This is a genomic window from Bacillus sp. S2(2024), assembly GCF_050474045.1.
In the GTDB taxonomy this organism is placed as follows: domain Bacteria; phylum Bacillota; class Bacilli; order Bacillales; family Bacillaceae_G; genus Bacillus_A; species Bacillus_A yunxiaonensis.
Map to the genome: position 1 here is coordinate 4,841,034 of NZ_JBFLUS010000003.1, position 26,754 is coordinate 4,867,787.

Below are 26,754 nucleotides of genomic sequence, written 5' to 3' on the forward strand. Positions count from 1 at the left end.
TAAAATATTCATATTAATATTAGGTGGACACTACTACATCAACATTATTATATTTTATCTACACTCAGCACACCAGTCATTGCGAGGCAGTTGCGAAACTTATACTAAAAAAATAGTTTTATCAAAAATTAGGCAACGCTCCGATATTGAACGTTGCCTTTTTTGATTTTAAGCATTCTCTCATATGTTAAGTGCACTTACCACATCAATAAAATATAAAAAATGTATTACTGAACCATTTAATGTTTAACTAATAGACAGAGTTCTCTACTCTACTGATAAACCTTACAGCCATAAGCATTTAATCCAATTTTCACTATGTAGCAAGTGTACATTAATAATTAATTAAGGGAGCACTCCTTAATAAAACTCTCAAAAAAGACAGAGTGATTTACTTTGTTTCTCTGCATCATCTCAGGGTGCCATTGAACACCAACTATAAATCTCTCACCAGGAATTTCAATAGCCTCAATGACACCATCTTCAGCTTTTGCAGCTACTACTAAATTTTCCCCTAAATCTTTAACTGCTTGATGATGGAAACTATTGATTCCTATACTTTTACTTCCGAAAATTTTTGCAAGTCTACTGTTTGTCTCAATATGTGCTATTTGAGAAATATTTTCGATAGGGTATGACAATAAGAAGTGCTCATTCTTTGTAACACCATCTTTAGCAAGATCTTGATGTAATGTGCCACCAAGAACCACGTTCAGCATTTGACAACCTCTGCAAATCCCTAATATCGGAATTTGATAGTTCTCCAATGCAGATTTGATTAGTACCAAATCTGCATGGTCTCTTTTCACAGAAACCTCTCCAACGGCACTTGAAGGTATTTCGTTATAACAAAGTGGGCTCACATCATTTCCACCAGTAAAAATAATTCCATCTAGCTTCCCAAGAATCGGAAGGATTGTTTCGGGGTTTTCAACGACTGGCAAAATCACTGGAATCCCTCCAGCTTTCTCAATTGCTTGAATGTAGTCGTCTGCAAGAAGTTGCCATTCCTGGCTTGATGCACCCAGGTGAGACACAACTCCAATCTGTCCATTTGGACTAAAGTTACAAGAAATTCCGATAATAGGTTTTTTCATAAAACTTCCTTCTTTCAATTCGTGTAAGTTATGCTGCAATAGTATTGCTAGGCTTTTTAATGAATATTTTGTAAATGATAGTTCCCGCAATAAAACCTACGATCGCCGGTATCAACCATGTGAAACCTTGAGAACTGAATGGTATCTTTGCCACAAATGAGTTAAAGGCATCTGATTTAATACCCATTGCATTAAAAGCATCATTTAAACTAAAGATGCTTTTAATGCATGTTGTTCCAATATAAGACCCTCGATTTGGTATATACTTACTACACAATCCTAAAATAATGAGTGTAATCGAAATTGGGTACAAAGCAAGGAAGATAGGTGCAGCAGCTGAAATAATTGCATCCACTTTAACATTTGCAAAAATTGCACTTATTATTGCATTAATAGTCACCCAAGTAGTATAAGGAATTTTATTCTTTGTTAGGTCTATCAAGAAATCACTAGTCGCACTTGTCAATCCGATTGCTGTAACCAAGCAAGCTAGTAAAACACATAGTACAAGTAGTGTCAGGCCGCCTTTCCCTATCAATTTATTCATCAAATCTACTAATAAACTAGTTCTTTCAATATTAATGTTTGAAATTACTTGGCTACCGCATGATCCAAGATAGAGCACTCCTCCGTAAATTACGAAAAGCCCAAGACCAGCAATGGCAGAAACATAGATTGTAATTTTCTTTAATTCTTTTCCAGCGTATCCTTTGGCACGGATCGCTACGATGATAATATTTGAAACCAGCAACCCAGTCAATACATTAGCTGTTTGATAGAATTGAACAAAGGCATTTAAAAATGGTTGCGATAAATTGGTTGAAATTGGATTACTAATAGGAGAAAAAATGGCAACAACAACAATAACCAGTAGCAATCCTAATTTAAAAGGAGTGAAGAATTTTCCAATTGTATCAATAACCTTTGCTTTGTTAGCAGAAACTAAAAACACAATAGCAAAGAAAATGATGCTGAACAAGACTGTAGGGAAATTAGGAAAAAATGGTTGAATAGAAACTTCATAACTAGTTCCAGCAGTTCGCGGAACATTGATGAAAGTTCCAATGACTATCATGATTACGCTTACTTCACTAATTACTGGTAACTATAAATTGGTTATCAAAAATCCAGCAGACAAATTAAGTGATTTCATTAAGCATGAATTGAGACCTTTTATAGATTCAATTAATAAATAGCGCTGAGTAACAATACATATAAAACTAATAAAAACTAATCTAAACGCTCTGAAACAAAATTCATGCGTATTATTCTTATATCATATATGGGGTATCTAGGTACCAGCTTACTATAATTTACTGTATTTTTAATCCAGGAGATTCTTGGTAGAAGTATTACTTCTAATGATAAAAAATTATGTACTAACATGGAGTTACAAGAGATTTTTCTTTAAGTGTAAAATAAAACTCACCAACATCTCATGTGTTGCCATATACACCTCGCACATTGTGAAGCGGTCGCGTGGTGAATCGAAAAAATATTTTATGTTCAAGTAAAAATACAGAAACACACGTTCTTGTTTTGATATAATAGCTTTAACAGGGAGGTGAAAAAATGCCAACGGAAAATCAAAAAAATTATAAAACTCTTCAGATTTGGATTAAAAAAGGACATCGTATGTATTCTTATTTTCAAGAATCTTGCCAAAATGCTAAGAATATGTACAACACGACAAACTTTTATATACGACAAGTGTATACAGGTTTGACACAAGATAAGGAATTGCAACCTTTACAAAAAGAAGTTTTGGATACAATTGATAAAAATATTGGGAAGATGAATGATACACAACTTCTTACCTATCAAAAGAAATTAGAAAAAGAGAAAACAAAACCAAAAGAAAAACAAAAAGAAGTGAAATGTAATTTGTTTTCAGAACCAACTACAGAAAAACCTTATGTAGATTATAATTTTCTAGATGCATTATTTAAAGCGATGATTCAGAAGGATTATCGTGCTTTGCCTACGCAATCTAGTCAATCAATCATGAAAAATGTATTCCAAAACTGGAAGTCTTTTTTTGCTAGTTTAAAAAATTATAAAAAAAATCCCAACAAATATACGGGAAAACCTAGAATTCCAAAGTATATTCGTTCTTCTGAAAAGGAAATCTTGTATACAAATCAAGATTGTCTCATTAAAAATGATAAGTTTTTAAAGTTTCCAAAGACAAAATTGCAATTAAATATTGGGAAATTAGGGTTTACTGAAGGTAAATTGAAGCAAGTTCGTGTCATTCCAAAATACAATGAGTATGTAGTGGAATTGGTGGTAGATGTTCCTTCAAAACAACAATCCGTTGAAGAGAATGATCGTTATATGAGTATTGATTTAGGTATTGATAACCTTGCAACCATCGTAACAAACACAGGTATGAAGCCTGTACTTGTTAAGGGCAAACATGTCAAAAGCATAAATCAATATTACAACAAAATGAAGAGTCACTTTACAAGTATTCTAAGGCAAGGTAAACAAACAAATGAAGGACCTTTTACTTCTAAAAGAATAGAAAAACTTCACCAAAATCGTTACCTGAAAATAAAGGACATCTTCCATAAAGCTAGTCATCATATTGTAAAACTAGCTCAAGAAGAGGAAGTTTGCAAAATCGTTATTGGTCAAAACAAAAGTTGGAAACAAGAAACTGATATGGGAAAGAAAAATAACCAAACATTTTGCCATATCCCGCATCGTTTATTGATTCAAATGATTACATACAAAGCGAGTGCAGTAGGTATTCAAGTTGTTGTAACCGAGGAATCTTACACATCAAAAGCAAGTTTTCTAGATCATGACTTTATTCCAACGTATGGAATAAATAACCAAAATGTAACTTTTTCAGGAAAACGAATGAAACGCGGTATGTATTGTTCTGCAAAAGGAATCGAAATCAACGCAGACGTAAACGCTGCGGCTAATATTTTACGAAAAGTAGTCCCGAATGCATGGACAAACGGGATAGAGGGGTTAGGCGTGAAACAACTCGCTAATGTGTTAACTCCACTGACGTTAATCGTCCGTTAGGTCGAAACGTTAGAAACCCCCACTTCAAGCTTTGCTAAGTGGGGGAGTATTCATACCATCTGCTTTTTTGTTTATAAAAATACCATTCAGGACCGATTTTAGTTAAAATAAACATTGCCGATTTTCACAAATTATAAATGTCCAAATGTACTTGTGTTTGATAATAAGTTATTAGGCATGATATAAGTGTAAAAGAAGTGGAACATTTGGCTTTATCCCACTATTCGTGGGCAGTAATACTCCCACCTCAAAATTCGATGAAAGCATTGTCCAGCTCTAGCGGCTAGAATCTCCGGTCGTTTCGCCCCCTCGGACGAGGAAAAAAGCGCATCTCTGTCGGGTGCTCCAACGTCCTGCGATCCTGAGCGAGCCGCTTCCGCTTTTCTAAAGAAGTTAGGTGGGAGATAAACTGCCCGTAAAAGCCTGATTGGTGAGGGCTGATAATCAGTGGGGGATGAAGAAAATCCCCATTGATTAAAGTTTCACTTTATATGTTTTGACCGAGAGTTTGAAGTTGTATTCATAGTGAGAGGATTTGAGTTTGAAATGATAGATAATTTTTGGCGTGATTTACCACGACCATTTTTTGTACTTGCACCAATGGAAGATGTGACAGATGTTGTTTTTCGTCACGTAGTAAGTGAAGCCGGTCGACCGGATGTATTTTTCACAGAGTTTACAAACTCGGATAGCTATTGTCATCCAGAGGGTATGAAAAGTGTGCGTGGCCGTTTGATTTTTACAGAAGATGAACAGCCAATAGTGGCACATATTTGGGGGGATAATCCCGAATATTTCCGTCAAATGAGTATTGGCATGGCAGAGTTAGGATTTAAAGGCATCGATATTAATATGGGCTGTCCTGTACCGAATGTGGCATCGAGAGGGAAAGGTAGTGGCCTTATTCTGCGTCCAGACGTTGCGGCAGAACTTATTCAAGCAGCAAAAGCAGGCGGACTGCCTGTCAGCGTGAAAACACGACTTGGCTTTAAGGATGTAAATGAGTGGGAGGAGTGGTTAACGCATATTTTAAAACAGGATATTGCGAACCTTTCTATTCATTTACGTACAAGAGAAGAAATGAGCCAAGTAGATGCGCACTGGGAGCTAATTCCGGAAATCAAAAAATTACGTGACCGTATTGCACCAAATACGCTACTAACAATCAATGGAGACATTCCTGACCGTCAAATCGGGATGCAGCTTGCTGAACAATATGGTATTGATGGCGTTATGATCGGGCGAGGTATTTTTAAAAATCCTTTTGCTTTTGAAAAAGAGCCAAAAGAGCATACCAGTAAAGAACACCTTGATCTTTTAAGACTACAGCTTGATCTTCAAGATCAATATGCGGAAGTACTACCACGTTCAATCACAGGGCTTCATCGCTTTTTCAAAATTTATGTCAAAGGATTCCATGGAGCTGCTGAATTAAGAAATCAATTGATGAGCACGAAATCAACAGATGAAGTGCGTGCATTGCTTGATAAGTTTGAAAAGAGTGTTGATGAGGCAGGGGATAGTGAAAAGATGTAACTCTCAAAAGTTAGAGGGAAATGAATTGCATCAATTTATGGGTACTTATTTTATTCCGTTTCAAGTTCCTTTGTAGATGGCAACTGAAAGAAAAAGGTTTTAAGAATGTAATAAACCAACCAGCCCCCTTGTGTTGCCACATACACTCTGGACATATGGAGTGTGTGGCTTGGCTGAGTTTAAAATAAGCGTAGAGCTGGAAAAGAACAGTGTATTTGAGAAATCAAAGCACTGTTTTTTCTTTTCGTTAATGTTATGAGGGAAATCTTTTTATAGGCATACAACAAACATGGAAGAGATCTATAGATACAATGATGGAAAAAGTTCGGGTAAGACTATAAAACCCATCTTTAAAATGTTAAAGTATTAATTTAGCAGGCCTTAGCTTAAAAGTGCTGGGGATACAATCTTAAGGACGATTCTTGGTGATACTATTATATTTAACATGATAATGGTTGAAATTTAGAGCGTGTTAAAGGATACGCTTTTACTGCTGGATAAATAATCAACATTTTAGGAGGACTAACAATGGCAATGAGCAATAATGATATATTAAAAAGAGTAAGATATGCTATGGATATAAAAGATACAGATATGGTAGAGATATTTAAACTTGGTGGCATGGAAGTAACGAAAGAAGAAGTAGTTGATATGCTTACAAAAGTAAAGAAAAGTCCCCAGCATGAAGCTGAAAATGCTGATGTAGTCGAAGATGATTACGTATTAACATGCGATATGATGATGTTAGAGTCATTTTTAAATGGATTTATTACTTTAAAAAGAGGAAAGCAAGATCCGAAACCAGGGCAACCAGCTAGACAAGCAATGCCTTTACAGAGTAATGAGAGTGCCAATAACCTTCTTCTAAAGAAAATGAAAATAGCACTTTCATTAACGAGTGAAGATGTGCTGGATATATTAGACAGCGTAGGAGTTAAGGTGACAAAAGGAGAGTTAGGCGCTCTATTAAGAAAGAAAGGTCATAAGAATTACAAAGAGTGCGGCGATAGATACGCAAGGAATTTCGTAAAGGGATTAGCTGTAAAGTATAGAGGATAAGGAATAAGCCTTGTAACATTTATGTTGAAACAGTAAATGATATAATAGATAGAGTAGGACGTTTGTAGCCTACTCTTTTTTATTTGTAAAAATAACATGAACGAATACTTTAGGTGATGGAATGATACATACATATTTAGGTGAGACAATTAATTTTCATATAAATTATAAGAAGAAAAAATCTGTACGTATTTATGTAGATTCGTACGGAAATGTTGAAGTACAAGCTCCGAAAGGAACGCCTGTTGAATACTTAGTCCAATTGTTAGAGGGGAAATGGGATTGGATTCAGAAAACACGTAAGGAAATGCAGGAGCGAGTGCTTGGACCACAGGAAAAGGCTTATGATCAAGGAGATGGCTTTCTATATTTAGGGAACACATATCCGATACAGATTTCTCAAGATGCAAGTATTGAGAAAGATAACGCAGTGTTTGAGGGAGATAAGCTACATATTTATGTGAAAGAGCTTAAGAATGAGAAAATACAACAAGCTTTAAAACGATTTTACTATAAGCAGTGTAAAGCGTTAGTAGAGAAGAGTATCCAATCCTATCAAAGCAACTTTAAAACAAAACCGCGTTCCATTCGTATTTCAGATAGTAATCGTACTTGGGGCACTTGTGATTCAAATCTACAATTAACGTTTAATTGGAAGCTAGCAATGGCACCTCAGCAGGTGATCGACTATGTAGTCGTTCATGAAATGTGCCATATGGTCCATCTAAATCATGATCGATCCTTTTGGCGCCTTGTTGGGAAAATAATGCCTGATTATAAGGAAATGGAAAACTGGTTGGCATTATCAAGCTGGAAAATGACTGTTTAGCAGTGACATCGTTGGAGCGATTACTATTGCACTACAGTTTTAGTTTATAATTGCTTCTTCTCTTATAATTGAATTCACAAACATCCTATTGTATTGCCGCATACACTCTGGACATGTCGAGTGCGTAGCAACACTAATACTTCAATAAGAAGAAGCCCACTTCCTTCCCGAAAGTGGGCTTCTCTTTGTATCTACAGAAATATAAACTCAATACATTTAAAATAACTTTAGCAATAATTAATCCACATAAAGTAAATTTCAAAGCGTAATTATAGTAAGTACCTGTATGTCATTACAAACGAAGTCGCTTTTTGTCAAAAAATCACTTCTGAATTTTATTGTTATTTAATGGAAAGATGTTATTCTATTTGAGTGGATACGATTGAAAAAACGGGGAGAGAGCGCGATGGAAAAGAATAAAAGGATGCCTTTTGTGATCGTAGCTATGGCGTTAGGACTGTTTATGTCATCTTTGGATAACACCATTGTTTCTGCGAGTATTAGTCAAGTCATTAAGGATATTGGTGGATTTGATAAAATGAGCTGGGTTTTTACAGCTTATATGCTTGCGGCAACGAGTACGATGCTTGTGTTTGGGAAAATGAGCGATTTATTTGGAAGAAAACTGTTTTATTTACTTGGGATCAGTTTATTTCTAATTGGCTCGGCATTATGCGGAACTGCTCAAAATATAGATCAGTTGATTGCGTATCGTGTTATTCAAGGGATAGGTTCAGGGGCTATTTTTCCGATTTCATTCACAATCATTTATTCAATTTCTACAGATCCTAAGCAAGCAGCAAAAATGTCTGGTGTGTTTGCCGGGATATTTGGTATATCCTCAGTTCTTGGACCACAAATCGGTACTTGGATTTCTGAAGCCTCGTGGTTGGGGTGGAGATGGTGCTTTTATGTAAATGTACCTTTTGGCATTTTATCGATTGTTACTTTATTGTTTTCTTTAAAAGAATCTAAATCAGAACATAAACCAAAGGTTGATTATTTTGGAACAGTTTTATTAATTACTTCAACTGTTTTACTTCTTCTCGGTTTAGAATGGGGCGGGAAGGATTATGCTTGGGATTCCGCTCAAATTATTGGAATGTTCAGTGCAGCTGCAATATCAATTGTGTTGTTCATATTAGTGGAAAGAAAGGCTAGTGAGCCGATTTTACCTCTTTCCATATTTAAAAATAAAATGGTGCTTGGCACAAGTATTGTTGTATTTTGTCAGGGAGCAATCATGTTCTCGGCAATTACGTATCTTCCTATTCTTTCAGTAGCTATTATTGGAAATGAAAATTCAAATGGTGTATTAACACCGATGATGTTTCCAATTATGATTGGTGCGATTTTAGGAGGTTTCCTTTGTACGAAAGTTCCTTTCCGTACTATCATGGTCATTTCGATGGCAGTTGGAATATTTGAAGCTTATATGCTTAGTAACATTACACATGATACGGCGAAATTGACAGTGACTCTTGTCATGATCACAATGGGGCTGATTGTTCTTGGCCCGCTTATGAGCGTCGCACAAAATGCTGTCGCTCAATCCGTCGATATGAAATATATGGGGATTGCTTCATCAGTTGTTGGGTTCTGGAGAAGTATTGGTGGTGTGATGGGGGCTGCAATTACAGCAACCATTGTGAACAATGATTTAAAAGAAAAGATGCTAGATTTTGCGGCATCCTCTAAAATGCCAGCTAATCAAATTGATAAATTAGCAAAACCAGAAATCTTGATGCAAAATCATACACAGCTTCCTCCTCAGCTAGTAGAATTCATGAGAGGGGCATTAGAAGCAGCACTGCACCATGGCTTTATATTGGCAATGGTAGCTGGTATCATTGGATTGCTTGTTTCCTTATTTGTAGGTGGAGATCGTTATAAGGTTGAACAAAAAGACAATAAGGAAAAATCTGAAACAGAGGGCTTTGTTAGAGCTTAATAAGTAATGAGAAAGATTTCAATTTTGTCTATTAATCGATGAAGCATCTCAGGAGTTAATTCGTTAAAATTCATGAAAACACTAAGTTGTTTTTTTATTTTACTGAGTGCTTACTTCTTTTCTTAGGCTGAATTTTGAGGTGGGGATATTACTGCCCACGAATAGCGGGATAAAAAGCAATCCAATATACTTGGATTGCTTTTTACATGCCTTCGAGGTATCATTCCACATCTACATACGATTTCTCCTCATTCTTCACGTCAAGTACATCAAGCAAGAAGATAAAAATCGGAATCCCAATTATTAACCCCCACACACCAAAAAAATGCTCTGAAAATATAAGGATCATAGACGTATAGAAAATTGGTAAATTCGTTTTTGCAGACATAAATTTTGGATTTAAAAAATAGCTTTCAAACGCATGAATGACTGTAATGAGAATTAAAATGTATACTACATATGTAATCCCACCAATATTATAGGCAATAATACAAACTGGAAATAGCGAAATGATTACACCTGCAACTGGAATGAGCCCAAGCAAAAAGATCATTACTGCTAATACAAGGAGCTGCGGAAATCCTAAAAGCCAAAGTGTAATAACTGAAAGAATACAATTTACAACAGCGATTAAAAACTGTGCCTCAATAACTTTTCCAAATGAACGTACAAATTTCTGTCCAAAATATGCAATCTCATTGTAAAAAAAGCTAAGCTTACTATCTTTGAATTTAGAAGTGAAGGCTATAATACGCTCTTTTTCTAACAAGAAGAACAAACTTAAAATAAAGGAAAGAAACATTTGCGAACTTACTTTTCCGATATTAGCTAAAGACTGATAAATAACATCGACACCTTGTTCAATATACTTTGATACTTCCATCTCTTTAATGGTAGAAATCAAATATTTTATAATTTCATTATCAGGTGGCTGCTTAAAAAACACTTGAAACTGATGAATTAACTGTGAAATTTGAACGGTAATGACCGGTAAATATTTATATAACGTGGTAGCAATGAACATAACTAAAACGATGTATAAAAAAACGATAATCACTTTCCTGTTTATCCGTACAAAACGATTAAGCTTTTCAGAAATAAACCTTTGAAAATGATCCATTAAAAATGTAAGGATAAAGGTAATCAATATTAAATGAATCATACCTTTTAACCCATATAATATAAGGGCTAAAATTATTAACACAAGCAACCTTTGAAACCCTTTACTTTGAAAGAAATTTTTCATTTGTATCATTAGGACTCGATCTCCCCCTTCAGTGGATAGAAATTCAATATATTCATGAAAACGTTGATCATTTATCTATTACTTTCTACCTGCTTTCTGTGTTTTTATTTGTATATAAAAAAACACATGTAATTATAATATGCATACGTAGATTAAAAAGAGAAGAATCAATTTTCAGCAGTTATATAATTAATCTACAGAAAAGGAGAAGTTTAGATGAAAAATAATGAGGGCAGTTGGATTTACGTGTTAGACGTACACGTTTTATATTAAATAACATTGTATAAATTCATCAGATTCCGGTGATTCATTATCCGAATCTAAGTTTTCGGGGATATAGTCTTTTGAATCAGCTTGTTCAATTTAAAGAAACACTAACTGTAAAAGAAGGATCTTGTAAAGTTGAATGGCTTTAGTAGTTGGAGGAGTAAACACCGCTCGGAAGATTTTATCATATCTGGCGAGAAGACCCCCACCTCAAGCGCGAAGCAGTAGGTGGGGGATGAATCGCTTTTTGTTTTTTTTAGTATATAAATAGAAACATATGTTCCTTTTTGGTATACTTTGTGTATACAAAACAAGAAAGGAGTGTGTCCAATGAAAAAAGCATATTTTTCAATTCGTATCTATAAGAATGCACTGAATCCGGAGTATGTTGAAGCGATTGGACATGCTCTTTTCATATTTAATCGTGCGAAGCATTTCGCTTTTCAAACGCAAGTGTTAGAAAAACGTTCTGGCACCTTCAGACGTTCTGATAGTATGCAAATTACTGTAAAATCACGATTTAGTCTGAATGACTATTATGCAAATAGTGCTGTGCAGGAAGCCAATACACTGTTTTCTTCTCAGACAGAATTGAAGAAATTGTATATCGAAAATAAAAATGAACAGATTAAAGCTGTAAAAAAGAAGATTAAGAAAACCAAGTCAGATTTGACAGTGCTGAATAAAATGAAAACATCTTTGATCCAAGGGAAGCCAAAGTTCAATAAAACGTCCAGAGAACAACAAATGGGACGATATTTTGTTGTGCAATTTAAAAGGAGAACGGATATTTACTATCATGCCTATCAATTTGAGCATGAATATTTAAATGTGCGTATTCAAACACTTCGTTCTCGTTTAGGTAGCCTTGAATTTCGATTGGATAGATTACAAAAACTACGTCATAGTTTAAAAAACAAAGTTTCTTCTGTTGTATTTGGGAGTAAAAAACTATTCAAAGCACAACACACTGTAGATACTTATGTTCAAAATCATACACTTTGGGTTCAGGATTTTGAAACGGCACGTTACAGTCAAATGTTGATTTCAGGTCGAAAAGACGCGAAATCAGGAAACTTTGTATTTACATACAATACAGAATCACAATCTTTATACTTTACAACCCCAAACGGTGTTGCAGTTGAAATTCCGAACCTTACATTTCCATATGGGCAAGAACAAGTGAATGCAGCTGTTCAAAACCAATGGAATTGCAAAGATAAAAAGAATGCAGGAAAACCCATCAGTTGGGCAATTGAAGATCACGGGGATTACTACATTTTTAAATGTTTAATAGATATGGAAGAGAACCCAAATAAAAACTTCAGCAAATCTGATGGTGTCATTAGAGTAGACTGTAATTTTGACCACTTTGCTTGGTCAAACATCGATAAACAAGGACAACTCATAAAAACGGGTGTATTATCCTTTGCTATTTTAGGTAAAACATCAGAACAAATTACTAAAATTATTGAAGGGGAAGCCATTGCATTAGTTGATATTGCTGTAAAAGCAAACAAACCGATTGTTGTAGAAAAATTAAACACAACAAAAGCAAAGGTTAAGACCCCTTATGGCAACAAAAAAGCAAATATGATGATGAGCATGTTTGCTTACAAAAAGATGATTTCAGCTATTAAGAGCCGTGCTGAGAAAATGGGTGTAGCAGCATTTGAGGTAAATCCAGCGTACACTTCTCAAATTGGTAAAATCAAATATATGAAACGTTTTGGTATCAGCATTCACCAAACAGCTTCTTATGTCATTGCTAGAAGAGCAATGGGATTTAAAGAAAAACTTCCACCAATTTTGTATTCACTATTACCGGAGAAGATGGTAGGTCTGCATCATTGGGCGCAATGGAAGTGGCTGTCTGGCATCCTGTCTGATTTACGTGTTCACACATTCTATCGGATAGAGCTTTCGAACCATAACAAGATTCGTTCTGTGAACGAACTTTTTCCTTCAGGGGCTCTTACAGACTTGGAAGTAAAAGGTTTGTCTAAGTTTGAAAGCAGAAAAACCATACCTTGTTGAATGGGTATGGTCTGCTAAGCATTTTGTCTTAGTTGTCCCTTTGGGGAATCCCCTTCCTCAAAAATTCGTTAGGATTTTAGGTGGGGGTAGTTCAATCTGAGCGGTGTTTATGTTATGAATATAAATGAAGGTAAAGGAGATGAGGTACATGAGCAGGTTAATTGAGAAGGCGATGCAGTTTGCTGCTATTAAGCATGAAGGTCAAATGCGCAAGGGTACTAACATTCCGTACATTATACATCCATTTGGAGTAGCACTCATTTTACAGAAAGCAAAGCAGCGTGATGAAGTGATTGCCGCAGGATTATTGCATGATACTTTAGAAGACACGAATACAACCGAGGCTGAGTTGTGTGAGCATTTTGGCGAAGAAGTGCTGAGATTGGTTCAGGCGGCTTCAGAACCAGATAAATCGTTGTCATGGGAAGAAAGAAAAAAACATACCATTCTATCTCTTCCACACCGTTCGAATGAAGAGATTACTTTGATTGTCGCAGATAAATTACATAACTTACGATCCATTCAAGAGGACATAGAAAGAGAAGGTGATCAAGTATGGTCGCGATTTAATCGTGGGAAGCGTGACCAATCATGGTATTACATGAGTATCTTGCATGCTTTGAAAGAAAAAAAGCGGGACATTCCAATTATTCGGGTGTTCGAAAAAGAAACACAAAATTTATTTATTGGAGAAGAAACACTTACGTTGAAGGACATCGATGTATTATTCAGTTGTGCATATGGCATTTATGAGTCACAAAAAGCGAAACTGCATGAAAGCGGGCTATTAAAATTTGTGAAGGAAGTTTCTACCGCTGGTGAGGTGATTTATCATAGTGGAAATATTGAAATGATCACGCCATTAGCAAATGATCTGGAAGAAAGAGGAGTTTCTTTTCAGTCCAATTCAGATGGCCCCATTATTATCTTGGCCTATTTAACTGAACTAAAGCATCGAATGGGTTGGTCCGATGAATTATTTTATCAGTATTATTTAAGAAACTGCTCGAAATTATAGAGAGGAAAGGTGGAAGGAGAAAATTATCAAATTTTCTCTACCATTTTCTAAGAAGGCTGTTTCATTGAAAAAAGGTGATACACTACAGATAGTAGTATCTCACCTTTTTAGTTCTTCAAATAAATAATATTAGAAAATGCGCTATTGTTATTTTACTTCCCAAACCAAACCCAATACTCCCCATCACGGAACTCCATCTCATATCCACGATGCCCTTCCGCCAGCAACCTTTTCTGCCCAGCAATATCACTCATTAGAAGTTCTTCTACGTTCACCCATTCTCTTTGTCTCTCACTCTTCAACTCTTTCACAAACACATACCGCAATAGATCACTATATTTTTCTTTCAGCGCAGCAACTTCCATCCCTTGGGCGAACTTGTCTTTTAAACTAGGGATATTAAATGGCGCAACTGTGCAGCAGACATAATTGTATTTGCTATCGGTTTGTTGTAATTGATCCATAATGACCTTCGCTAATATTTTCTGCATTCCATTTCCGCGGTAGGTTGGATGAACGTTTGAGACTTCTTGATAGATGACACGTTCTAATTCCTCACCTTGTAAGCCAATATCAAATCCTAAATGCTCTTCATCAATCGGTGGGACTAAGAGCGCACGAAACGCAATGAGTTGTTCGTCTGCGAATGCACCGATCATGAAGCCATTTCCTGTTAATATATTTTGAAATTCTTCTAATGTAAGAGGCTGCAAGCTTTCTTTGTTTTCTAGTGCTTCAATTACGTCATCTTGTACGGATAAGATTTGCTCGATGTGATGTAAAGACAATGGTGTGACTTTGAATGTTTGCTTGTTTTGTTTTAACGTTCCTTCGTAAAGAATGTTCATGCTTTTGCCCCCTTTAGCGAACAATATCTTGAAAAGCAGTTAACTCATTGAGTATATTTTCATCGACGTCAACGCCGAGTCCTGGCTTTTCTGTTAGGCGAATAAATGGGACATCATAGGAGAGATTCCCGATATCTTTTGTGAATTTTAATGGTCCTGTTAGTTCAACACTTGTAATGATTTTTTTAGAAAAAGCGACATGGAATCCTGCGGAAGAGGCAACGGATGATTCGACCATTGAACCAATTTGACATTCGATGCCAGCCATTTCTGCTTGATGAGCTAGTTTGACAGCTGGATAGATTCCGCCGCATTTCATTAATTTAATGTTCACCTTATCAGCTGCTTGTTTTTGAATAATTTGGCGCATTTCACGCGTTCCTTTTAATCCTTCGTCAATCATAAGAGAAAGGTCTGTTTTTGAGCGAATATAAGACATTGCGTCGATATCGTCGGCTATAACAGGCTGTTCAATCCAATCAATGTCCAGATGCTTAAGTGAGCGTAATGCAGTTAGCGTCGTCGCGTTGTTTTTCCAACCTTGATTCACATCAACGCGAATTGCGACATCATTTCCGACTCGTTCACGTACAGCTTCAATTCTCTCAACATCTTTTTTGACATCTGTTCCGACTTTCATTTTAAAGGATTGGTACCCTTTATGTAGCATGGAAGCAGCTTCTTCCGCCATGTTTTCTGGGGAATCGATGCTTAAAACATGGGTAATTGGGAATTCTTCATGATAGCGTCCGCCGATCAATTGATACACAGGCTGTCCAAGTTTTTTCCCCATTGCATCAAAGCAAGCAATATCAATTGCAGCTTTGGCAGTAGGCACCCCGTAAATAGTTTGATTCATGATGTCATGTATTTTCTCGATATTCATTGGATTTTTACCTATCAGTGCAGGAGCTATTGTATGTTTTAAAATATGAAAAGTGCTTTCCCATGTTTCACCTGTAACATGCTCGTCAGCTACGCCTTCCCCGTAACCAATGATGCCTTCATCAGTTTCGAGTTTTACAATAATGGAAGGCATATCAGGATAAGTGCCGTAGCTTACGATAAATGGACTCTGAAGCGGTAAACGAATTGCATAAAGATGAATTGCTGTGATTTTCATTGAAAAGACCCCTTTCTGTTTACAATGCTCTTGTGCATTTGATATAGTTGTCGTTAAATAGTCGTTAAATAGTTATAAGGAGTTTGAACAAATGATGATAAAGATTGCGGTTATTGGGACACAAGAGTCTATTCAGCGTCTTGTATCTGTTGCCCACCAAGTCGAAGATATAGAGATTGAACCTTATGTTTATTCTCATCCGAAAGAATCTTCAGAAGTTATCCGGCATTTAAAGCCGTGTGATGTTATCTTCTTCTCCGGTGTTATACCTTATTATATTTCAAAAGAAATGCGAGAACAATTACGAATTCCAAGTATTTATTTGCAGCAAAACGAAATGGCACTTGCGTCTTCTTTGCTTTTCATTTTACATCATAAAAACATTCAACCGGAGCGAATTTCAATTGATTTAGTGAATTCTTCTTTCGTTACAAATGTTTTCAATGATATCGGGATTACAGGGGTTCCTCACGTTATGGATTATCAAGATATGTTACCGAATATGTTTGAAATAAAAGAGATTGTGGATTTTCATTACTCTCGGTACCAGTTAGGATTGGTTGATTTAGCACTAACGAGTGTTCATGCTGTCTATGACAAACTTATTGAACTTGGTGTGCCCACACAGCGAATGCTTGATCCGACAAAAGCTCTTATACAAGGATTAAAAGATGCAAAAGCAAAAGCACAGTTAGCAAAGAGTCACTCAGCGACTGTTGCAGCTTGTGTGGTAGCATTCCCGGCATCAAACCATATTTCAATGGAGCATCTTGATACATTTGCTCGTGAAATTCACGGCTCATTTCGCCAAGTAGATGAAACTTCATACATTTTGTATACGACGCGTGGTGATATTGAGGCACTTATAAAAACAAGTTCTCTTCAAAACTTTTTGAGCAATTCAAAAGATCCTATAGCACTTGGCTTTGGCTACGGAAGAACAGTAAAAGAAGCGGAACAAAACGCTCAGATTGCTCAAAGTTTCGCAACAAACAATCAAATGGAAAGCTGTTGTTATATATTAACGGATGAAAAAGAACTGTTCGGTCCTTTTCCAAGAGAAAAGCAAGTACAGAGCCTTAAAAATGATGACCAAGAGCTACTAAAGATGGCGAAAGAAACAAAACTGAGTCCGGCAAATTTATCGAAAATCATTCAATTTAGTCAATATCATTCATCACTTCAATTTACGGCAGCTGACCTTTCGGAGTATTTACAAGTAACAAGACGTACAACAGAGCGTATTTTAAAGAAATTAGTGGATCAAGGATATGCAAATATTTGTGGTGAGGAGATGCCTTATCAGCAAGGACGTCCTCGCGCCCTTTATGAGCTAAAGCTTCCCATTTATTCTTTTCATACTATGTCTCTAATGTAGTTTCTTAGTGCTATTCTTTTTGTCTTGGAAAGTTTAGTGATACTAAAAAGATTTAACGCATAAAGAATGGAGAGGGTGGATACAGTAAAATTCAGTCCGGCATATGGTGAAAAGGGAAAGTTCATTCATCATACTGAGAGAAGGATTACTTGACATTTAAACGAATATTCAATATGTTTTTGAAAAACAAAAGGCTGTTCAGTGTGGAATGAATGTCATTTCAAAACAGCCTTAAGAGAATTGTTTTGCGTATAGAAGGGAGAGCATCAAGTTGAAAAGAGAAGATTTGCAGAATCGTTTAAATAAAATTTTTCAATATTTACATGAGCATCCTGAAGTGAGTTGGCATGAACATAATACGACTACTTATATTACAAAATTTTTAGAGACAGAAGGAATTTCTTATAAAACATTTGATGATTGTCCTGGAGTAATTGCAGAAATGGGAAGCGGGAAACCAGTTGTCGCTATTCGAGCTGATATGGATGCATTATGGCAAGAGGTAGATGGGGAGTTCAAAGCAAATCATTCATGTGGTCATGATGGTCATATGACAATTGTGATGGGGCTTATTTTACAGTTGAAAAATGAGGAGTGGCAAACGGGAACGGTCCGCTTTATTTTTCAGCCCGCAGAAGAAAAAGGAGGCGGAGCTCTGAAGATGGTTGAGAAAGGTGTTGTGGATGATGTTGATTTCCTATTTGGTGTTCACTTACGACCAATAGAGGAATTATCATTGAAGCAAGCGGCACCATCCATTCGCCATGGAGCGGCTGATTTTTTAGAAGCTCATATATATGGAACTGACGCTCATGGTGCGCGGCCGCATCAAGGTGTAAACGCAATCGATGTGATTTCAATGATTAATATTGGATTGAAAAATATATGGCTGTCACCACAACATTCATACTCCGTTAAAATGACGAGATGCCAAGCGGGTGGTGAAAGTTTAAACATCATTCCAGGGAACGGGCATTTCGCTTTAGATGTAAGAGCAGAAAGCAATCCATTGTTGGAAGAGTTAAAGGAAAAGATAGAAAAAGTTATTCAAGCAGCTGAAGCGATGGGTGTGAAGATTTCTTATGAATGGGTTGATTTCGCACCTGGAGCACAAGTATCAGCTGAGGCGGAGCAGTTCCTTCGTAAGGGAATTCTCCAAATATATGGCGAAGAAGGCTGCACTGCACCGCTTCCTACAGCAGGAAGTGATGATTTTCATTATTATACGGTCAAAAAGCCGCACTTAAAAGCTGCCATGCTAGGATTAGGTGCGAATCTAAAGCCAGGGTTACATCATCCTCACATGACGTTTGATCACGCTTGTATAGTAGATGGCGTGCAAATATTGAAGCAAACGGTATTGGAAGTTCTGAAATAAGATTATTTCTATTTGAAATTTGAGGTTTTTAGTCCTTAAATTTAGATATGAAAGCTATCCTGAAAAGGTCAAAAATGATTGTCCTTTTAGGGTAGCTTTTTCATAGGGTACAGGTGCGAATCCTTTATAATAGAATGTATAGTTTCTTAATTAGGAGTGAATCCATGAACGAACAGTATTATGATGCAGTACTAAACATAAAAACAGTAGGAGAGCAAAAGGGGTTCTACGAGTCCCTGCATTATCATCGTTATGAACCAACACCATATCTGGCACTAGAACAGTTGTTTAATAAGTATGAACTGAAAAGTAGTGATCGAGTTGTTGATTTTGGATGCGGAAAAGGACGTTTAAATTTCTATATCCATCATTTCTATCATGCATCTGTGGTAGGAATAGAAATGAACGAGACCTTCTATCAAGAAGCAATGGAAAATCGAGATTGTTATTTGAACAAGTCTAAAAAAAGTAAAGATAAAATTCAATTTCAGTGTTGCTTGGCACAAGAGTACGAGATTGATCCACTGGATAATAAATTTTACTTTTTTAATCCATTTTCGGTGCAAGTGTTTATGAATGTGATAAACAACATATTGCGTTCAGTAGAAAGAATAGAAAGGGAAGTAGAACTAGTTTTATATTATCCATCAGAAGATTATATTTATTTTTTAGATAATCAAACTTCTTTTGAATTGAAAGAGGAGGTTATATTGTCAGGATTGTATGAACGAAATTCGAATGAGAGGTTTTTAATATATCGATTAGCGTATTAGAAAGCCGTGCTAGATTGATAAAGAAAGGGGCCTCTCCACGTTAATGGGGGATAAAAAATACTAAAATATCACACGTTTTCATCAAAGTTTGACAGAATTTTCTCACATAATATGATATTGTTATTTTTAAAATATATATATATTCGGGGGAAAATATGAAAAAATTTACGATTATGCTTGTTTTATTGTTTAGTATGTTTTTTTATACCGATCAGACAAAAGCAGATAGTGGTTCCCAGTTACTTATCATTAACAAAAAAATAAATCAACTGGCCTATTATAATGGAGGTACTTTAGTTAAAACATTTAGAGTAGCTACAGGAAGAGATGACTCTTTAACGCCAGAAGGGAATTTTAAAATTGTAACTAAGATTGTAAACCGGCCATATTATACAGGCAATATCCCTGGTGGTGATCCTCGTAATCCTCTAGGTAACCGTTGGATGGGATTAGATGCTAGGGGTACATATGGTACAACTTATGCTATACACGGAAATAATAACGAAAATTCAATTGGATCTTATGTAAGTTCAGGGTGTATACGAATGCACAACGATGAAATTCGTTGGCTTTTTGATCAAGTACAGCTGTACACACCAGTAATCATAACAAATACAAATGATACATTCGATACGATTGCTGCTTCCAATGGCTATTATGTTGTTTCCGGTTGGAAACAAACAAATGGTAAATGGTATTTCTATGATGGCAACGGAGTGATGAAAACTGGTTGGTTATTAGATGGAGGAAGATGGTATTACCTAGATGGTAATGGAGCGATGAAAACCGGCTGGACATTAGACGGAGGGAAATGGTACTACCTAGATGGATCTGGTGTGATGAAAACCGGCTGGTTATCAGACGGAGGGAAATGGTATTACCTAGATGGGTCTGGCGTCATGAAAACCGGTTGGATATCAGACGGAGGAAAATGGTATTACCTAGATGGATCTGGTGTGATGAAAATGGGCTGGTTACTAGACGGAGGGAAATGGTACTATCTTGATAAATCTGGTGTCATGAAAACTGGTTGGTTATTAGACGGAGGGAAATGGTACTATCTTGATAAATCTGGTGTTATGAAAACTGGTTGGTTACTAGACGGAGGAAAATGGTATTACCTAGATGGATCTGGTGTCATGAAAACCGGTTGGATATCAGACGGAGGGAAATGGTATTATCTAGATGGATCTGGTGTCATGAAAACTGGTTGGATGAAAATCGATGATGACTGGTATTACTTCTATGATAATGGCTCAAGGGCTGCAGGTACTATAATCGACGGGTATAAATTAGACAAGGATGGCGTCTTGGTTAAAGTTGAATATCTTGCTTTAGGAGATTCTTTAGCAGCTGGGCAAACTCCATATGGAAAAATGGATGCAGGTTATCCTAATTTTATTAAAGAACGCTTTCAAAAATCTTATCATGTAGTTGATTTTAATAATTTTGGTACGGCGGGATATACATCTGTTCAATTGAAAAACGATGTTTTATACAATGAAAAAGTTCAAAAAGAAATAAAAGAAGCAAGTCATATTACTATCGATATTGGTTTGAATGATCTGGCTCCTGTAATTCAAACAAATTCAAATCAAGCCCAAGAAGCAATTCAAAATGTAAGTGCGAATTTAGAAACGATTTTGAGTACTATAGATAATCTTAATAATCACGTTCATGTTTATGTAATGGGATACTATAATCCTTTCCCATATCAATCACAAGAACAACAGGCGACGCTATTACCATTATTACATGATTTAAATACTCAAATGGAATTACAGGCTAATTCACATGGTGATACATTCGTACCTACTGAGAAGGCAATTGAAGCGAATTATGCAGAGTATATTCCAAATCAATCTGATGCTCATTTAAGTTTAGCGGGATATAGTGTGGTAGCGGGTGAGTTTTGGAAAGCAGTATCTAAGAATTAAGCAGGAAATAGTAGCTTTTAAGTACATTTGTTAGAGATGTTAATTTAAAAATCAAAGGTTTTATTTCATAATAAGAAGCGCAAGTTAAATTGCCCTACACAATTCCCTTTTTGGTGAAGTGTAGGGCAATTTTATTTTTATAAGAACAGCAAGTACATGATATAACTAATCATTTTTTAAAGCTTTTTTTTACTAGAGCACTCATTATAAAATTATTCCCTTAATAAATTACTTAATATATATGATCCATTGTTTACAGACTTTGTCAGTGTGAAAGGAAAGATGGTGATGGGATTGAAGACAGGGCTTGGAAGTTCCGATAAAAAATCTGCGCTCAATGTAATATATATTGTTTTAGATGATGTGGGTTATTCCGCTTTAGGATGCTTTGGTTCAGAAATTGAAACACCTAATATTGATTCATTAGCTAAAAATGGTCTGCGTTACAATAATTTTAATGTAACTCCGTTATGTTCTCCTACTCGTGCTTGCCTTTTAACAGGCCGTAACTGCCATTCTGTGGGGGTGGGATTCATAACTGAACTAGATTTTGGACCCCAATACCCTAATAAACGAGGGAAAATTTCAGATAATGCTGCCACTTTAGCTGAAATCTTAAAGTTGAATGGGATGGCTACATATATGGTTGGAAAGTGGCACTTGGTTCCTGGACATGAAGCGGCATCAAGCGGACCTTTTGAAAATTGGCCGCTCTCAAAAGGCTTTCAACGATATTATGGTTTTTTATTAGCTAAGACAGATCAGTATGCACCGGATTTAGTATACGATAATCATCGTGTACAGAGGCCCGATATATCTAATTATCATTTATCGGAGGATCTAGTTGATAAAACCTTGGAATTTTTAACAGATCATATTTCTGTTACTCCGGACCGGCCGTTCTTTCTATACTTAGCCTTCGGGGCACAGCATGAGCCTCATCAAGTGCCAAGAGAATTTATAGAAAAATATAAGGGAGTTTATGATAAAGGATGGGATGAGATAAGGAAAGAGCGATTCAATAGGCAAAAGGAATTGGGAGTTATTCCGCCTTATACAGAACTCGTTGAACGCAATCCAGGGATTAAGCCGTGGATTGAACTGACAACGAAAGAAAAAGAATTGTTTATCAAATTTCAACAGACGTATGCCGGGTTTCTAACACATACAGATCAGCAAATTGGCAGGCTGCTCTATTTCCTAAAATCAAAAAATAAGCTAGATGATACTATAATTGTTTTACTTTCTGATAACGGAGGCAGTCAGGAAGGAAATTGGAATGGTTCCATTAATGATTCGGTATACTTCAATGGGATTGAGGAAAGTGTGGATACTATGTTTGCTCATATAGATGAAATAGGAGGACCTTCCACAAGTTCTAATTATCCTAAAGGATGGGCACAAGTTTGTAATACACCTTTTAAATATTATAAGCAAAATACTTTTTTTGGAGGGACACATGTCCCGCTCATTATCCAATGCCCTCAAAGTATTCCAGACCCTGGATCAATTCGTTCCCAGTTTTATCATGCTATTGATATTACTCCTACTATACTAGACCTTCTAGGCATTGAAGCTCCTGGGGTATATGAAGGCGTTCCGCAGATGCCGCTTCATGGTTTGAGCATGCTGGATACATTTACAGAACCGCATGTTCCATCAAAACGAAAAACACAGTATTTTGAAATGATCGGACATAGGGCTATTTGGCAAGATGGATGGGTTGCCGTTACCTATCATGAAACAGGTATACCTTATAAGGAAGATCATTGGGAATTATACAATGTAAATAAAGACTTTTCGCAAAAGTACAATCTAGCAAAAAAGTATCCAAGAAAATTGAAAGAACTTCAAGAAATATGGTGGAAAGAAGCTAAGAAGTACGGTGTCTTACCCTTAAGTGATAATCCATATAGAAAAGGATATGAAGGCTTACAGGAGGGGAGGACAAAGTTCATTTTCTATCCTGGTATGGCTCATTTGCCAACAAGTGCTGCTCCTCAAATAACATTTTCTTCTTATTCCATTACAGTTCCAATCGTTCGTTCAACCCTTACAGCAGAAGGTGTATTGATTGCTCATGGTAATCATTCAAGTGGTTATACATTATATATAAAAGATAACTATTTATTTTATGAATATAACTATGTTGGAGCTGTTTATAAAATGCAATCTTCTGTTGAGGTACCTGTTGGGTATTCAATTATACGATTTGAATTTAAAAAAGGGATGTTAAATCGAGGAACGGGCATTTTTTATATCAATGGTCAACAGGTTGGTATACTCTATATGCCTCGCACATTACCATTTCTTATTTCTACTGAGGGATTAGATATAGGGCGAGATGGATTAACAGCTGTGAGCACTAACTATCCAATGGCGGAATTTCCGTTTAGCGGGCAAATAGAGAGAGCGGTTATTGAATTTCAGGATGATCAAAAAGATAACCAGTTTTTGAACAAAAGAGATTCCATTTACATTAATTTAAACGGAACGATTATTTATTTGTAAGGTTGGTATTATCCCTCTAGAGAAAAGAGGTAATAAAATGAGGAAGCATAACAGTTTTCATATTCTGGTTAAGCCGACGGGCCCGATGTGTAATCTCGATTGTAAGTACTGCTATTACACTGAAAAAGAAGCTTATTTTCCTAAGGATCATTCTTTCCAAATGTCTGATGGAGTTTTAGAATCATATATTAAACAGTATATCGCTTCTCAGGACACGCAAGAAATTGTTTTTGCTTGGCAGGGAGGAGAACCAACATTAATAGGCTTAGATTTCTTTCGCAAGGCTGTATCTCTTCAAAAAAAATATGCAGATGGTAAACAAATTACAAATACAATTCAAACGAATGGAACATTGTTAAATGACCGTTGGTGTGAATTTTTTTCAGCTCATCATTTTTTAGTTGGTCTGAGTTTAGACGGACCTGAGCATATTCATGACATGTACCGGATTGACCACGGGGGGAAACCTACATTTGAATTCGTAATGAAGGCAATTGCTATGTTAAAGAAACATGGCGTAGCATTTAACATACTGACTTGCGTTACGAGATATTCCGCTTATAAACCTCTAGAAATCTATCATTTTTTTAAGCAGCAAGACATTCAATATATACAGTTTATCCCGATTGTAGAAAGAGAAGTGAATGAAGAGGCTGCAAAGTTATCCTTGCGCCATGCAACTCCTCCTTCTTTATTCATGGAAGAAGCAGAGCAAAAGGTAACTCCTTGGACAGTAGAATCTGAAATGTATGGAGAGTTCCTGATTCAAATATTTAATGAGTGGGTTCAACATGATGTAGGATCGGTTTATGTTATGAATTTTGAATGGGCATTAGCTGCCTGGATAGGAATCCCGTCACCAATCTGCATTTTTAGGGAAGAGTGTGGCCGGGCGGTAGCTATGGAACATAATGGTGAGATGTTTTCTTGTGATCATTACGTTTATCCTGAATATCGATTGGGGAATATTACAGATGGTTTAACAAATATAATGAATGTGCCATCACTCCTTGCCTTTGGCGAAAAGAAGCGAGATACTCTACCAAAAGTGTGCAGAGATTGCGAGGTTCGATTCGCTTGTCATGGAGAATGTCCTAAAAATAGATTTTTAGTTTCAGATCAAAATGAACCAGCGTTAAATTATTTATGTGCATCCTATAAGAAGTATTTTAAACATATTCATCCGTACACGAAAATAATGAAGCAGCTGTTACAAGACGGATTGCCTGTTTCTTATATTAAAGAAATAATTATGGATCAAGGCGGTCTTTCAAAAATTTAAAAAAGGATATTTCTAATTTTTTAAACCGTTGGGACTTTATATAGGCAAAAGTTGACTCCCCTCCTTAACAAGCTATAATAAAAACTAGATGTTCGTTTCTAACAAAATATGATACAAAAAGAACATATCGTAGGTTGAATAAAATACTATCAATCTATTATTTTTACGTCTTTTAGAAAACGCTTACATTTGGTGTGGAGGGAGAAACCATGTCTAAATTCACGAAGTATTTTTTAATGGAATCTAGCAATGTAATACCGTATGTGATGGAGAAGTTATCGATGTTCGAGGACGCACAGCGTTTGCAGTGTAAGGAAATTGGGGACGGAAATTTAAATTATGTGTTCCGTGTTTGGGATGAAGAGAAGAGAACTTCTGTTATTGTGAAGCAGGCGGGAGATACGGCGCGGATTTCTGATGAGTTTAAATTATCTACGAATCGTATTCGCATTGAGTCAGATGTGCTCCAGCTAGAGGGGAAGCTGGCACCAAGTCTCGTGCCGGATGTGTATTTGTATGATGATGTAATGAATTGCTGTGTAATGGAAGATTTATCAGATCATATGATTCTTAGAACTGCACTTATAAATCATCAAATCTTTCCTAAGCTCGCAGATGATTTAACAACTTTTATGGTGAACACATTGCTATTAACATCGGATGTGGTCATGAATCATAAAGAGAAGAAAGAGCTTGTGAAAAACTATATAAATCCAGAGTTATGTGAGATTACAGAAGATCTTGTGTACTCTGAGCCGTTTATAGATCATAATAAACGAAACGAATTATTTCCTTTAAACGAAGGCTGGATTCGAGAGCATATATATGGTGATGATGTACTTCGTATGGAAGTAGCAAAGCTGAAGTTTGCATTTATGACAACTGCACAAGCTTTGCTGCATGGAGATTTGCATACTGGGTCTGTGTTTGTAAGAAAAGATTCTACAAAGGTAATTGATCCAGAATTTGCGTTTTATGGACCGATGGGATATGACATTGGGAACGTTGTGGCAAACTTAATATTTGCATGGGCAAATGCAGATGCAACAATAGGTTCTGGTGTGAAAAAGGATACATATATGAACTGGTTGGAATGTACGATTACAGATATAATTGATCTATTCTCGGTGAAGTTCTTAGAAGCTTGGAATGTGCATGTCACAGACGTTATGGCGAAAGAAGAGGGATTTGATCGTTGGTATTTACAGTCTGTATTAGAAGATACAGCAGCTGTTACTGGTCTTGAATTAATTCGCCGTATTGTTGGCTTAGCAAAGGTGAAGGATATCACGTCTATTGCAGATGAAGAAGCGCGTGCTAGAGCAGAACGTATTTGTTTACAAGCTGCGAAATCATTTATTTTACAGGCAAGTACGCACAAAACAGGCAATGATTTTTTACAAACGTTAAAAACGCAAGCACTATCACTTAGCACAAAGTAA

20 protein-coding genes are annotated in these 26,754 nt (G+C 36.2%); 14 read left to right on the forward strand and 6 right to left on the reverse strand.

Annotation, left to right across the window (positions count from 1 at the left end):
- Nucleotides 1–341: 341 nt before the first annotated feature.
- Nucleotides 342–1,097 (reverse strand): gamma-glutamyl-gamma-aminobutyrate hydrolase family protein, encoded by a 756-nt coding sequence (locus AB1284_RS24615; RefSeq protein WP_429752649.1) that lies wholly within the window; start codon nt 1,095–1,097, stop codon nt 342–344.
- 28 nt (nt 1,098–1,125) lie between these two features.
- Nucleotides 1,126–2,172 carry a branched-chain amino acid transport system II carrier protein gene (locus tag AB1284_RS24620; RefSeq protein WP_429752648.1) on the reverse strand — a complete coding sequence of 349 codons (1,047 nt, stop codon included), beginning with the start codon at nt 2,170–2,172 and terminating at the stop codon, nt 1,126–1,128.
- Nucleotides 2,173–2,669: 497 nt separating this feature from the next.
- Here AB1284_RS24620 and AB1284_RS24625 point away from each other — a divergent pair, with 497 nt between their 5' ends.
- The 5 genes from AB1284_RS24625 (at nt 2,670) to AB1284_RS24645 (ending at nt 9,514) form a co-directional block, all read left to right on the forward strand.
- Entirely contained in the window at nt 2,670–4,139 is a 1,470-nt protein-coding gene (locus AB1284_RS24625) for an RNA-guided endonuclease InsQ/TnpB family protein (RefSeq protein ID WP_429752647.1), read from the forward strand.
- A gap of 546 nt (nt 4,140–4,685) precedes the next feature.
- Nucleotides 4,686–5,675: a tRNA dihydrouridine synthase gene (locus tag AB1284_RS24630; protein ID WP_429752646.1), complete on the forward strand. Its 990-nt coding sequence runs from the start codon at nt 4,686–4,688 to the stop codon at nt 5,673–5,675.
- Between the two features lie 528 nt (nt 5,676–6,203).
- Nucleotides 6,204–6,734, forward strand: a complete 531-nt coding sequence (locus tag AB1284_RS24635) for a DUF1456 family protein (protein ID WP_429752645.1) — start codon at nt 6,204–6,206, stop codon at nt 6,732–6,734.
- A gap of 121 nt (nt 6,735–6,855) precedes the next feature.
- The gene (locus AB1284_RS24640; RefSeq protein ID WP_429752644.1) at nt 6,856–7,563 is read left to right on the forward strand and encodes a M48 family metallopeptidase; all 708 of its coding nucleotides are present in this window, start codon (nt 6,856–6,858) and stop codon (nt 7,561–7,563) included.
- Nucleotides 7,564–7,969: 406 nt separating this feature from the next.
- Nucleotides 7,970–9,514 (forward strand): DHA2 family efflux MFS transporter permease subunit, encoded by a 1,545-nt coding sequence (locus tag AB1284_RS24645; protein ID WP_429752643.1) that lies wholly within the window; start codon nt 7,970–7,972, stop codon nt 9,512–9,514.
- On the opposite strand, the gene AB1284_RS24650 is transcribed toward AB1284_RS24645, so the two are convergent.
- Complete coding sequence (locus AB1284_RS24650) at nt 9,511–9,588, reverse strand: DUF4368 domain-containing protein (protein ID WP_429754385.1); 78 nt, start codon at nt 9,586–9,588, stop codon at nt 9,511–9,513. The two genes, AB1284_RS24645 and AB1284_RS24650, sit on opposite strands and share 4 nt — an antisense overlap.
- Before the next feature lie 146 nt (nt 9,589–9,734).
- Nucleotides 9,735–10,769: an AI-2E family transporter gene (locus tag AB1284_RS24655; RefSeq protein ID WP_429752642.1), complete on the reverse strand. Its 1,035-nt coding sequence runs from the start codon at nt 10,767–10,769 to the stop codon at nt 9,735–9,737.
- Between the two features lie 588 nt (nt 10,770–11,357).
- On the opposite strand from AB1284_RS24655, the gene AB1284_RS24660 reads away from it, so the two are divergent.
- Both AB1284_RS24660 and AB1284_RS24665 read left to right on the forward strand, forming a co-directional pair.
- Nucleotides 11,358–13,064 carry an IS200/IS605 family accessory protein TnpB-related protein gene (locus tag AB1284_RS24660; RefSeq protein ID WP_429752641.1) on the forward strand — a complete coding sequence of 569 codons (1,707 nt, stop codon included), beginning with the start codon at nt 11,358–11,360 and terminating at the stop codon, nt 13,062–13,064.
- Nucleotides 13,065–13,212: 148 nt separating this feature from the next.
- On the forward strand, nt 13,213–14,082 hold the full coding sequence (locus AB1284_RS24665) for an HD domain-containing protein (RefSeq protein ID WP_429752640.1): 870 nt from the start codon (nt 13,213–13,215) through the stop codon (nt 14,080–14,082).
- A 152-nt stretch (nt 14,083–14,234) separates the two neighbouring features.
- Here the strand turns inward: AB1284_RS24665 and AB1284_RS24670 are convergent, their stop codons facing one another.
- Together AB1284_RS24670 and AB1284_RS24675 are read right to left on the reverse strand one after the other, a co-directional pair.
- The gene (locus AB1284_RS24670; protein ID WP_429752639.1) at nt 14,235–14,930 is read right to left on the reverse strand and encodes a GNAT family N-acetyltransferase; all 696 of its coding nucleotides are present in this window, start codon (nt 14,928–14,930) and stop codon (nt 14,235–14,237) included.
- 13 nt (nt 14,931–14,943) lie between these two features.
- On the reverse strand, nt 14,944–16,053 hold the full coding sequence (locus AB1284_RS24675; protein ID WP_429752637.1) for a mandelate racemase/muconate lactonizing enzyme family protein: 1,110 nt from the start codon (nt 16,051–16,053) through the stop codon (nt 14,944–14,946).
- Nucleotides 16,054–16,144: 91 nt separating this feature from the next.
- On the opposite strand from AB1284_RS24675, the gene AB1284_RS24680 reads away from it, so the two are divergent.
- The 7 genes from AB1284_RS24680 (at nt 16,145) to mtnK (ending at nt 26,754) form a co-directional block, all read left to right on the forward strand.
- The gene (locus AB1284_RS24680) at nt 16,145–17,431 is read left to right on the forward strand and encodes a transcriptional regulator (protein ID WP_429752635.1); all 1,287 of its coding nucleotides are present in this window, start codon (nt 16,145–16,147) and stop codon (nt 17,429–17,431) included.
- A 271-nt stretch (nt 17,432–17,702) separates the two neighbouring features.
- The gene (locus AB1284_RS24685) at nt 17,703–18,809 is read left to right on the forward strand and encodes a M20 peptidase aminoacylase family protein (RefSeq protein WP_429752633.1); all 1,107 of its coding nucleotides are present in this window, start codon (nt 17,703–17,705) and stop codon (nt 18,807–18,809) included.
- 164 nt (nt 18,810–18,973) lie between these two features.
- Nucleotides 18,974–19,582, forward strand: coding sequence for a methyltransferase (locus AB1284_RS24690; protein ID WP_429752631.1), 609 nt, complete (start codon nt 18,974–18,976; stop codon nt 19,580–19,582).
- A 155-nt stretch (nt 19,583–19,737) separates the two neighbouring features.
- On the forward strand, nt 19,738–21,519 hold the full coding sequence (locus AB1284_RS24695; RefSeq protein WP_429752629.1) for a L,D-transpeptidase family protein: 1,782 nt from the start codon (nt 19,738–19,740) through the stop codon (nt 21,517–21,519).
- A 288-nt stretch (nt 21,520–21,807) separates the two neighbouring features.
- Nucleotides 21,808–24,030 carry a sulfatase-like hydrolase/transferase gene (locus AB1284_RS24700; protein ID WP_429752627.1) on the forward strand — a complete coding sequence of 741 codons (2,223 nt, stop codon included), beginning with the start codon at nt 21,808–21,810 and terminating at the stop codon, nt 24,028–24,030.
- A 37-nt stretch (nt 24,031–24,067) separates the two neighbouring features.
- On the forward strand, nt 24,068–25,312 hold the full coding sequence (locus tag AB1284_RS24705) for an anaerobic sulfatase maturase (RefSeq protein ID WP_429752625.1): 1,245 nt from the start codon (nt 24,068–24,070) through the stop codon (nt 25,310–25,312).
- A gap of 209 nt (nt 25,313–25,521) precedes the next feature.
- Complete coding sequence (gene mtnK / locus AB1284_RS24710; protein WP_429752623.1) at nt 25,522–26,754, forward strand: S-methyl-5-thioribose kinase; 1,233 nt, start codon at nt 25,522–25,524, stop codon at nt 26,752–26,754.